This window comes from Alkalibacillus filiformis, from assembly GCF_030814115.1.
GTDB classification, from domain to species: Bacteria; Bacillota; Bacilli; order Bacillales; family Alkalibacillaceae; genus Alkalibacillus; species Alkalibacillus filiformis.
Genome location: NZ_JAUSUP010000001.1, coordinates 666,040 through 676,533, shown reverse-complemented (window position 1 = coordinate 676,533; position 10,494 = coordinate 666,040). Strand labels below are relative to the sequence as shown.

Below are 10,494 nucleotides of genomic sequence, written 5' to 3'. Positions count from 1 at the left end.
GAGAGGTTTTTTTGATCTATTTTGACTACGCTGCGACGACACCGATGAGTGAAACAGCACTGACAGCATACACTGAAGCGGCCCAAAAATATTATGGTAATGCAAACAGTATTCACGACTACGGTACGGAAGCTTATCAAATTGTAGAGTTTTGTAAACGAAAAGTTAGTTCTTATCTAGGGGCAACTGAAATGCAAGTCTACTTTACCAATGGGGGGTCGGAAAGTAACTTAATAGCGATCGAACATTTAAAGGCAATAACTGAAGGAAACCATATCATTATATCTGCTGGTGAACACAACTCGATTAGACAGATGGAAGAAAAATTAGAAAATGAAGGCTATGAAGTTAGTATAGTCTATTTTAATGAAGATGGTGTAATCGATATTAATGAGCTAAGTCAGTTACTGAGGAAAGATACAGCATTTGTTTGTGCCCAACATATAAATGGTGAAATTGGTACTGTTCAACCGATTGAGGAGATTAGCAAACTATGCCAACAATATAACGTAAAGCTTCATGTAGATGCAGTGCAAAGCTTTGGTAAATTGGATTTATCAAATATCGCTGATCAAGTTGATAGTTTATCTATTTCAAGTCATAAAATTTATGGACCTAAAGGAATTGGGTTATTATACTTAAAGGAACAACCGAGACAAACACAAACGTTGTCCCATTTTATCTTGAAGGGAAATACAGTAGACGTACCTAGTATAGTCGCTTTTACGGCTGCTTGTGAAGAAGCGGTTGCCTTATTAGAGGAAGATGCGAGGCATATGGCGAATTTGAGAAGTGTTTTTAAACGATCGTTGGATCACGAACAGTATGTACATTTTTTTGAATCAGAAAAAGGTAACCAACTAGATTCAATAGTGGGTATGGCAATTGAACGTATGGATGGTCAGTACGTTATGTTAGAATGTAATCGTAATAATTTCGCGATTTCAACTGGTAGTGCGTGTGATGTAAGGTATGAAAAGAAGACGAATACAATGTCTGCTCTACAAGTTGATGATGAAACGGCCAGACAATTTTTTAGAATTTCTTTTGGACGATTTACAACTGAAGCGGATGTGATCAGTCTAGCTCAATATTTAGATCATTTAATTGAAACAGAAGTCATTAGTGAGGTGACATAAGTGACGAAATCAAAGTTAACGAGTAGTGAACGACGCGAACAAATTTTAAATGAACTTAAACAAACTGTTGAACCTAAAACAGGCAAGGAGCTTTCGGAACTTTATTCAGTAAGTCGACAAGTGATTGTTGGTGATGTCGCTTTATTAAAAGCTCAAAACGAACCGATTATGTCTACGAGTCAAGGTTATATATACATGAGTCAACAAGAGGAAACACCAAGGTATGAACGAACAATTGCTTGTTGTCATAATAAAGAACAAACAGAAGAAGAGCTGAACGTTTTAGTCGATCACGGTGTTTATGTTAAAGATGTCATAGTCGACCATCCGATTTACGGTGAATTCAAAGCGGTTCTTCACATTTCAAACCGAGTGGATGTGAAGAAGTTTAAGGCACAAATCGACCAGTCTAATGCCGCTTTATTATCCGAATTAACAGGTGGCGTTCATTTACATACGATTGCTGCGAATGAGGAGGCATTACTCGATCAAGCTGAACAAGCGCTGCGTGATCAAGGTTTTATTGTTGAAGATTAAAAGGTGTTTTAAGCCGTTAACTAATTAAAGGTTAACGGTTATTTTAACGGGTCTTTGTTTAGAATTTTTTTGAAAATATAAAGTGTCACTTGGAATTTTATGTTAGAATAAATTGGAAAGAAGAGGTGTTTTGAATGGTTAACAAGCTGTTGTTATGGATACTATTTGTTTTGCTTTTAATTATAAATACATTTATTTATAGAACAGCAGTTATGTTGATACCGCATCCTAGCTGGTTAATTGGATTAGCCACTATTTTGATTTATTTTATTGTGATCATCCCATTGACTTTATATGTGACAGAGAAGCTAATAAAGTATGCTACATCAAAGGGGAAGGCATTAACCTTACTGTTAATGGCAACTCCCGTTTTGATTATATCTTTGTATTTTTATAATGAGTATAGAGAGAAAAGTTTAGATCAAGTGATGAACTATAATGAAGATGAACTACATGAATTAGTTGTTCATGAAGGGCACGAGCAAGAGTGGAGAACAGATGAACAAGAGCACGCTGAAGCAATTAGTGAATTTTTAAGCCAATATCAAGTTAAAAAGATGAGGAATCGCGACTGGGATAGTGATGTATCAAATGAGAAGGGGTTTCGAATAACGATTTATAAAGAAGGTTCAGCCATCATGACGTCAATTTATGAAGATCGTCTGCTTGATGTTGGCACTGGTCCATATGAAGTTGTTAACGGACCAGTAGATATAGGGTGGATTGAGAATTATATTAAAAAACATCAATAGATGGAGGGAGTTAAGGTGCAGGTTCATTCGCTTCCGAACTTTAGTATTGAACCAATCGGTAACATCTCAAAAAGTGTATTAGATTTAGGGCTTAATGAATTGCATCAAGTCGTGAAGTATGTACATAAGTTACCGTATGGGAGAAATAGTGATCGCTCAAATTATAACCTCGTGCTAAAAGAGAATAAAGGAACGTGTAGTACGAAGCATGCACTCCTTGCTGCGTTATGCATCGAGCAAGGAGTACAGAGTATTAAGTTATATACAGGTATTTATGAAATGGACGATGCTAACACACCTGGTATAGGTGGTGTGTTAGAGCGGTTTGGACTTCGATCAATCCCAGAAGCTCATTGCTATTTAAAGTACAAGCAAGAAAGGTATGACTTTACTAGGTTTTGTGAGTCAGGTCATTCAAACCTTCAAATTATAAAAGAAGAAAATATACTACCAAATCAAATTGGTGAGTTTAAAGAGACATTCCACCGTTCATACATACAAAATTGGCTACAAGAAGGTGAGTTGAGACCATTTCAAATAGACGATATATGGAGTGTTCGAGAAGCATGTATTCAAGCGTTATCTTAATGAAATGAGTTACATGATGTTTTTAGCTAATTAACTAATGGGCGCTTTTCTCAATAAGACCTAAGATATATAACGTATTAGGGTGCTTATATTTTAAGATGGATTAGTTAGGAGGGGGATTTATTTGAGAAATAAGTTAAGAAAATCCTCAACAGATAAGTCTATAACAGGTGTTTGTGGAGGAATAGCTAATTATTTCGGAATATCTTAGACTAATATTCATTTTTGCACCTGCCAATTTACTTATCTATGTGATTCTTGTTAATACAATGAATGATCATCCACCGTCATTATGATTAAACTTCAACATTTGCAAAAATAAAAAAATAATTGCCTTTAAAAATTGAGGGGGAGTTCGATGTTAAAACGTGTTATTCAACAATTTCAATTGGACGTCTTAGCAACTAGTGAAGTTGAAGATTCCCATAGTTCAACAGTTTATAAATGTACTTTGTCTAATGGTGAGAATGTTTATTTGAAGATTCCTTTTACAAAGTTAAAGTATCAGCGAGAGTTAGAAGCTTATGAAATATTAAAAGGAAAAGTATCCATTCCAGAAATGATCAATTATTGGTCAGGTGATGAGGAATGTCCTGGTGCTTTTTTGTTATCTGAACTTAAAGGAAAACCACTGACATCTGCAGCTAAACCAACAACAGCATTCCAAGTTGGGGTCCTTCATGCTAAAATGCATTCCACTCAGCCGCCTTCAGAGCAAGTACTAAATGGTATGAAAAATGAATTTCCAAACTGGTCTCATTTTATTGATCAACAATTTTATAGTTTTGCAGAAGATGCTAAGTACATATTGGATGAACGATTATATCAGAAAGCAATTGAAAAGTTTGAACGAATGAAGCAGCAGCTCCCTTTATCCGACGGGCCAAGCTTTATACATATGGATTTTCGACCAGCAAATATAATTGTTGATAATGAACAAGTTTCAGGAGTGATCGACTTTGAAAGTGTAAGGTTTGGTTCAACAGAAGTTGACTTTTCCAAATTATATCGCGACTTTTTAAGTTATGACAGTAGTCTATATAGTGCTTATCAAAGAGGTTATAACAGTATCAGACCATTAATTGACTTAGAAAAAGTGTTGCCTTTCTATCGATTTACTGATGCTTTTAATAGTATTGGGTGGTGTAAACGTCGAGGAAATCAAGAACATGCGTTATTTCTAGAAGAAAATTTAGCGAGATTAAAAAAATGGTTACTGTAAAAATGAGAAGGAGAACAATGATGTTAACATTTGTTGAAAGTCATATGGATCAGGTAAGAATTGAAAAGAAAATATTTAATAGTAACCCTGAATATAACTATATTGCATTTGATAAAAGACACTTGGAAGACAACGATATATTAAGTCAATACGAAGAAACGGCAGAGTTAAAAACAAATAGATATTTAATAAGTTTAGATGAAACGCCAATCGGTATTATTGAATACGGGATGTTTAGCCCTCGTGCCCACAAGCCATGGTTAAGCTTACTTCTAATTGACAAAGAGTATCAAGGTTTAGGTTATGCAAAAGAATCCTATTTTCTATACGAAAATCTAATGAGGGATAAAGGTGTGAAGTCTATCCAAATTGCTGTTCATGCGAAGAATAAGAATGCATTGGATTTCTGGGTTCCTTTAGGTTTTGAAAAATATGATGAGAGAATTTTTGAACAAAAACTTTATTATAGTCTTGAAAAGCAATTGAAATAAATGGTGACCATTGTCGGGAAAACGTTGATTAAATTGAAAATATAAGGTTAATAGTTGTTATTAAAGTCAGACCTTTATTAGAACCGTGATAACACTAGAGACCGATAAATTATAAGCGAGGTAAAGATGAATATTAGGAAACTTAATAAAGGTGAGAAACTTCCAATAGAATTGTTGCTATTGGCTGACCCTTCAAGGAAGATTATTGAGGAATATACAGCTAGGGGAGAATGCTTTATAGCAGAAGCTGAAAGGCAAATCGTTGGGGTGTTTGTGTTACTTCCAACAAGGCCAGAAACAGTGGAACTGGTAAATGTTGCAGTTGTTGAAGACCAGCACGGTAAAGGTATAGGAAAGTGGTTGGTAATGGCTTCAATTAAGAAAGCAAAGGCAATAGGCTACAAAACAATTGAAATAGGAACTGGAAATTCAAGCATAGGGCAACTCGCTCTTTATCAGAAATGTGGCTTTAGGATAGTTGGTGTTGATATTGACTTTTTTGTTAGGCATTACCCAGAAGAAATCTTTGAAAACGGTATTCAATGCAGGGACATGATCCGCTTATCTCAAGATTTGTAAGAAAAGAAATTGTTGTTCAACTAACGTGAGCTGGTTAGTTGAGTAAGCGTAGGAGGGTACCTATGAAATACAAAAGAATGTCATTAATCTTATTACTTTTTATTTTGTATTTGTCTGCTTGTAATCAGAATGACGAACATCCATATGCTCAAAACATAGAAGGTATTGATGATTTTCCATATGAATTTAAGCTTCCGACTCATATGCCATATGAAGTAGAACGAGTGAAGTTATTCCATTATGACCAAAGAACTGAAGAGTTACCTGAAAAATCAAGTGAATTAGAACCATTGGATTTTAACCTAGAAATTTCACTTCTTGGTACATCGGAAGAAGAAATAGTCATAACTCAGATAGAGCCGGAGCTTGGAAATAGAACAGGTTCGAACGAACAACAATTAGAATTGAGTAATGGCACAGAAGCAAAATATTTCTATAATGGTAGTTCACAAATCTTAACTTGGAATGATTCAGGCTTAAGTTACGACATTATAGTTTATCTTCCTGAACAGGATAATGAACTATATTCTGTAGAAGAACTAATTAAAATTGCTAATTCTTTTGCTACTTATTATAGACCTTAGTAAAGATATATACCTATTTTATGTTTTTTACTCTGTCTATTTTATTTAAATATATAACTGTTTTTAGTTTTGGAGAAGTTTAAAGGAGGAGATGAACTTATGAAGGTTCATAATACGGTTCCTTATTTCTTGGAAAATTTCACTCCAACAGAACACTTTATAAGACAATATCATGAAAAATTTTCACTGCACTTTAAAGAATACTTTTTGTACCACTGTAAGAATGTAGACGAAAAAATTAAAAAAGCTATTCAAATGTACTCAGAGACATTAAGTGACATTAAAGAGTCGAATGATAAGGTCGAGGGTTTAATTAAACAAATCCAGTTAACCTATGAGCAAAAGTATGATGTTGAATTTGCAAAGGATGTACATATTATCGTTGGAGCGTTTGGGTCTAATGCTTTTACGCACCGCCAAATCATTCCTGAAGTGACGTTTTGCTTAGAAAAGCTTTCTTCTGAAGATGAACACTTAAAAGTGATTATTGCACACGAATTTGGCCATGCCTTACATAATATTTTATCCGATCAAGAGGCAATGAATTGGCGGAGTTTAAATTGGGGTAGTCCGTTTACTTGGCTGTTACAAGAAGGTTGTGCAACCTACTTTTCAAAACAAGTCACAACCGCAGATGAATCTGTTTATTTTACGTATGATGGTAGTGGGGAAGAATGGCTTGAATTTGCAAAAGATCACCAAGCAAGGATTATATCTACTTTTATTGAGGACATAAATGAACAGTCACCAACTGAGGTTTTTCGTGAATGGTTTTCAATCAATGGGGGAACGCATTTTCGATATACACGCTTAGCTTACTATATAGGCTATGCTGTTTTAGAACGTTTAATAGAAAAGTACGGAGAACGAAAAGCTGTTACTCTTTGGAAAGACACAAGTTTTTCTAATGAAATTAATCAAGTGCTTTTAGAACTAGAAAGTAACGGTCAAGACATAATTGTGTAAATGAATACAAGTAGCTAATTTGAATGGGGATATTTGTGGAATTGATTAATTTAGCACTCAGACTAGAAAATTAAACGAACTAGATTATGTACGCCATCCTTTTTAAAAAATATACTTTATCTATTATGTTAGGAGGGGTTTGGTGAATAAGGCATTACTAGTAAGTGATTATTTGAAAAAGTCTATTATCGGTTTCTCATCGGGGCTGGTGCTTGTAATAATGTCTTTTATTACTGCAATGGCAATGTACTGGATTTTATTCTTTCTATTAGATGTTCGTTTACACTCGTATGGAGGTCCCCCGTATGTAGATGTCATTATATACTTTAACTTTTTAATCATTGTTCTATATTTGTTTTTATCAATAGGAATAGCTTTTTATATTTATAGAGCTTATCCAAATGGCATAATTAAAAACTCATTTTTTATTTTAATAACATGTGGTATATCTTTTGTTATTTGTTCTTGGTATTTGATCGAGTTTTACAATAATGCTGACTTTTTCAGGGGATTTTTCCCTCCAGTAACAGAACGATATCCTTTACCAGCGTACACCCGTCATGGATTACATTATTATATGATGAATGGAATATTTCTTTTTTTGGTTCAAGTATTAAGTGTCTGTATTGGATCTATATTTAAAAAGAAAAAGAGAGATTGGACTAACTAAGAAGATTAGCCAAATAAGAAGGTACAATTTTTATAGAATTGATAGATTGGTATTACTACTATATGTTTGGTCAGACACTGTTAAACAGATTATAGAAAACAATTGTTTTTAATTGACCATATTTTAAAGCGTGGATTGAAAAATATCTAATTCTATTTACGAGATTTTATTTTACGTTGATCAACTGAACAAACAGGGTAGGTGAGTTAGAATCACAATTCAAATTCAATATATTCGGTTAGATAAAGGGCTAATAAATTGTGGCTGAATATATCAAATGTTATTAAATTTGGAGGAGATAAAAATGAAATTAAAGCTTATTTCTCTTTTGTTTTTAAGTATATCTCTACCACTGAGCGCTTGTGGTTATTCTAATACGATGGAATCTACTTCTGATACGCTTCAACATTCTGTATTAAGGGGTGTTGTTACGGATGTAAATCACACTGATCAGGAAATAATTGTTGAGGGTGAAACAAAGCAAGTCAATTTGCGCGTTACCGAGAATAGCGAAATGCTTAATCGATCAGAGGAAGCTATTCAATTCGAAGACTTGGAAAGGGGATTAGAAGTATCGGTTTCCTGGATGCCTAAAGATAGTGAGGGGCAAAATCAGGTGGAGTTGGAAAAGTTAGAACTTGTCGAGAATTGATATTTATGTTTCAACCTGTGAGTTAAAGTACTTAAACTATAGGGCCATAATGTATCAGAGAGCGTTTTTCTGTTGATCACTAAGGCAGCAAATTATTGGAGAAAAGGTGATTATTAGAATGGAGGATTATATATGAAAAAAACTTATCTTTTATTAGTTTCTTTGTTGTTGCTTTTTTCTTTCTTTCTGGCTGGATGTACTCAGGAAGAAAATTGGAAAGAAAGTGAAATGTTTGAATCGAACGGTTATACGATGCTTGGTATAGAGGACAGATTAGGTTTTATTTACGATGATGAAGTTACAAGGTTTTATGCCGGTGAGGCAAATAAATATATGTGGCACTTTTGGGGAGACGAGGATGAATTTGATGTTAGAGAGGTGACGGTTAATGCTACTCATGAATTAAATGATAAAACCATTACTCTAATAGAAGGGCAGACATTAGGAAGCGCAAATAATGGTGCTGATAAGCATATGCCTTCAAACATGTCTCTACCCAAAAGTGGTATGTGGAAATTAGATGCTTATGTAGGCGACAATCTGCACGGTTCTGTATTTGTTAAAGTTTACGAAGAGTAGCAATACCCATATGCCATTAACAGGGGGCGATAGAATATCACTCTTGAACTAACGAAGCATTTAGTCAAAAAAACAGTAACTTTTACCAAAGCAACATCGTCTTATCTAAAAAGAGGGAGGTTATTATTTTATTAAAAGACTAATTTTCACTATGTTTTTATTCATATTAGTTTTTGCTTTATTAGGGTGTTCAGGTTCTGAAAAGTTGGAGAAACTAGACGAAACAGTTAAGCTTGAAGGAACTGTTATCGGTGGTGAAAGTGATTCTAGTTTCCTATTCGTTGAAGAATTCGTTGAAGTAAATCAAGGACTAACAGTTGAAGAAGCATATGAAAAGTATGATAGCGCATTATTGTATTCATTTTCATTTGAAAAAGATAAATTGGCTGAATTTAAAATAGGAGATAAAGTAATAGTTTGGGCACCAGATGAATTTTACGATACCGAACCCCAAGGCGGAACTGCTGAGAAGGTTGAGATTGTGGAATAGATATTGTGCTAATGGGTAGCGATTGTTCAATAAGGTCAGTCTCTTCTTTAACTATTGAAGTAGAATTGTGGAATTAGGTATTAATTAGGGGGACTTATGAAAATTTCTAATTTTTATATTACTTTTTCGTTGATTTGTATTTTAATATTTATAGTTGGTTGCCAGGGAGATGAAGGAGTACAATCTTTGGAGAGAAAATCCTTTGACGGGGATTTACCTAGTGAATATATTAAGGGTGAAACTAATGTTCAGATGGAAACAGAAAAGAGCATTTATTCAAAATCTATAAATGAAATTAAGGTAACAGTTAGAAATCAAGGTCCAAACCCTATAGCATTTGGCACCTATTATCGTGTAGAGAAATATAAAGGTGATACGTGGTATGAAGTACCTCTAAATATTCAATTTACAGATATTGGACTTTCTATTAAAGCTAATGAAACTTATGACGAAGAAGTTCAAATAAAACATATTGATTATCAATTGACACAAGGGTTATATCGAATTGTTAAAGAATTTAGAACAGAAAATGATGAAATCAATTTAGCAGTAGAATTTACAATAGAGTAAACGCTAAAAAGTCATCAAAGGACATGGATCCGCTGTTTCAAGGTCTGTAAGGTGAAAGGAAATTGGTGTGCACTAACACAGCATGTTTGTACAGATAGTCGCAATAATGTGGACATTTCCGCGCACCTAAATTAGAAAAGTGAATGATTTACTTTGAGGAGTGATTACATGAAGAAGATTTTGTGTTCACTATTTTTTATAGCTATAAGCCTTACACTTTTGTCAGCATGTAATTCAGAACAAACACCAGAAAAAGAAGATTGGGAACTGACAAAATATGAAACTGTCAATACATTAGATGGAGTAACCATGGATGTGAAGGAGGAAACGGTATTTTCTACTGGATTAACCGTAAAGTTTGAGAATAACTCCGACAAGCAGTGCATATATAGTGAAGATTTTTTGTTGGAAATGAAAATGGACGGGAAATGGTATCAAGCTCCCTTTATCCCAGGAGCTTCATATGGATTTGGTGAACCTGCCTATGAGTTAGATCCTTCAAGTGTTAGTGATTGGGCAGTCGATTGGGAGTGGCTCTATGGATGGAAGTCTGGATCATGGAGAATACCGTATAGTGAAGGGTATTCTGGATTTTAGAAAACCCGGGGACTACGATGAGCATTATGTGATAGCGGAGTTTACAATTGATTAGTCAATGTAACGTGGGTTTCTACT

Annotated in this window: 16 protein-coding genes; all 16 read left to right on the top strand. The window is 34.3% G+C overall.

The window, feature by feature from the left end; translation table 11 throughout:
* The first annotated feature begins 11 nt into the window (after positions 1-11).
* The 16 genes from J2R98_RS03755 to J2R98_RS03680 all read left to right on the top strand — a co-directional run bounded on the left by J2R98_RS03755 (position 12) and on the right by J2R98_RS03680 (position 10,416).
* Positions 12-1,139 carry an IscS subfamily cysteine desulfurase gene (locus J2R98_RS03755; protein ID WP_307066251.1) on the top strand — a complete coding sequence of 376 codons (1,128 nt, stop codon included), beginning with the start codon at positions 12-14 and terminating at the stop codon, positions 1,137-1,139.
* Positions 1,140-1,676, top strand: coding sequence for a transcription repressor NadR (locus tag J2R98_RS03750; protein ID WP_307066249.1), 537 nt, complete (start codon positions 1,140-1,142; stop codon positions 1,674-1,676). It abuts the gene before it with no gap.
* A 134-nt stretch (positions 1,677-1,810) separates the two neighbouring features.
* On the top strand, positions 1,811-2,428 hold the full coding sequence (locus J2R98_RS03745) for a hypothetical protein (RefSeq protein WP_307066248.1): 618 nt from the start codon (positions 1,811-1,813) through the stop codon (positions 2,426-2,428).
* Positions 2,429-2,443: 15 nt separating this feature from the next.
* Entirely contained in the window at positions 2,444-3,016 is a 573-nt protein-coding gene (locus J2R98_RS03740) for a hypothetical protein (protein ID WP_307066246.1), read from the top strand.
* A gap of 124 nt (positions 3,017-3,140) precedes the next feature.
* Entirely contained in the window at positions 3,141-3,227 is an 87-nt protein-coding gene (locus J2R98_RS03735; RefSeq protein ID WP_307066917.1) for a PspC domain-containing protein, read from the top strand.
* Positions 3,228-3,374: 147 nt separating this feature from the next.
* Positions 3,375-4,238 carry an aminoglycoside phosphotransferase family protein gene (locus J2R98_RS03730; protein ID WP_307066244.1) on the top strand — a complete coding sequence of 288 codons (864 nt, stop codon included), beginning with the start codon at positions 3,375-3,377 and terminating at the stop codon, positions 4,236-4,238.
* 20 nt (positions 4,239-4,258) lie between these two features.
* On the top strand, positions 4,259-4,729 hold the full coding sequence (locus J2R98_RS03725) for a GNAT family N-acetyltransferase (RefSeq protein WP_307066242.1): 471 nt from the start codon (positions 4,259-4,261) through the stop codon (positions 4,727-4,729).
* A 126-nt stretch (positions 4,730-4,855) separates the two neighbouring features.
* Complete coding sequence (locus tag J2R98_RS03720) at positions 4,856-5,308, top strand: GNAT family N-acetyltransferase (protein ID WP_307066240.1); 453 nt, start codon at positions 4,856-4,858, stop codon at positions 5,306-5,308.
* A gap of 62 nt (positions 5,309-5,370) precedes the next feature.
* The gene (locus tag J2R98_RS03715) at positions 5,371-5,892 is read left to right on the top strand and encodes a hypothetical protein (RefSeq protein ID WP_307066238.1); all 522 of its coding nucleotides are present in this window, start codon (positions 5,371-5,373) and stop codon (positions 5,890-5,892) included.
* Between the two features lie 99 nt (positions 5,893-5,991).
* Positions 5,992-6,858 (top strand): DUF5700 domain-containing putative Zn-dependent protease, encoded by an 867-nt coding sequence (locus tag J2R98_RS03710; RefSeq protein WP_307066235.1) that lies wholly within the window; start codon positions 5,992-5,994, stop codon positions 6,856-6,858.
* Positions 6,859-7,000: 142 nt separating this feature from the next.
* Positions 7,001-7,528, top strand: a complete 528-nt coding sequence (locus J2R98_RS03705; protein WP_307066233.1) for a hypothetical protein — start codon at positions 7,001-7,003, stop codon at positions 7,526-7,528.
* Positions 7,529-7,832: 304 nt separating this feature from the next.
* A complete protein-coding gene (locus tag J2R98_RS03700) occupies positions 7,833-8,180 on the top strand; it encodes a hypothetical protein (protein ID WP_307066232.1) in 348 nt (115 codons plus the stop codon).
* 132 nt (positions 8,181-8,312) lie between these two features.
* Positions 8,313-8,759, top strand: a complete 447-nt coding sequence (locus J2R98_RS03695; RefSeq protein WP_307066230.1) for a DUF4871 domain-containing protein — start codon at positions 8,313-8,315, stop codon at positions 8,757-8,759.
* Between the two features lie 205 nt (positions 8,760-8,964).
* Positions 8,965-9,249, top strand: coding sequence for a DUF3221 domain-containing protein (locus J2R98_RS03690; RefSeq protein ID WP_307066229.1), 285 nt, complete (start codon positions 8,965-8,967; stop codon positions 9,247-9,249).
* A 186-nt stretch (positions 9,250-9,435) separates the two neighbouring features.
* Entirely contained in the window at positions 9,436-9,819 is a 384-nt protein-coding gene (locus J2R98_RS03685) for an immunoglobulin-like domain-containing protein (protein WP_307066227.1), read from the top strand.
* Positions 9,820-9,987: 168 nt separating this feature from the next.
* Positions 9,988-10,416 carry an immunoglobulin-like domain-containing protein gene (locus J2R98_RS03680; RefSeq protein WP_307066225.1) on the top strand — a complete coding sequence of 143 codons (429 nt, stop codon included), beginning with the start codon at positions 9,988-9,990 and terminating at the stop codon, positions 10,414-10,416.
* Positions 10,417-10,494: the final 78 nt, after the last annotated feature.

Excerpts from the sequence above, each read along its gene's own strand:
- J2R98_RS03745 (WP_307066248.1), top strand. The coding sequence starts at position 1,811 with ATGGTTAACAAGCTGTTGTTATGGATACTATTTGTTTTGCTTTTAATT.
- J2R98_RS03730 (WP_307066244.1), top strand. The coding sequence starts at position 3,375 with ATGTTAAAACGTGTTATTCAACAATTTCAATTGGACGTCTTAGCAACT.
- J2R98_RS03725 (WP_307066242.1), top strand. The coding sequence starts at position 4,259 with ATGTTAACATTTGTTGAAAGTCATATGGATCAGGTAAGAATTGAAAAG.
- J2R98_RS03720 (WP_307066240.1), top strand. The coding sequence starts at position 4,856 with ATGAATATTAGGAAACTTAATAAAGGTGAGAAACTTCCAATAGAATTG.
- J2R98_RS03715 (WP_307066238.1), top strand. The coding sequence starts at position 5,371 with ATGAAATACAAAAGAATGTCATTAATCTTATTACTTTTTATTTTGTAT.
- J2R98_RS03710 (WP_307066235.1), top strand. The coding sequence starts at position 5,992 with ATGAAGGTTCATAATACGGTTCCTTATTTCTTGGAAAATTTCACTCCA.
- J2R98_RS03700 (WP_307066232.1), top strand. The coding sequence starts at position 7,833 with ATGAAATTAAAGCTTATTTCTCTTTTGTTTTTAAGTATATCTCTACCA.
- J2R98_RS03695 (WP_307066230.1), top strand. The coding sequence starts at position 8,313 with ATGAAAAAAACTTATCTTTTATTAGTTTCTTTGTTGTTGCTTTTTTCT.
- J2R98_RS03680 (WP_307066225.1), top strand. The coding sequence starts at position 9,988 with ATGAAGAAGATTTTGTGTTCACTATTTTTTATAGCTATAAGCCTTACA.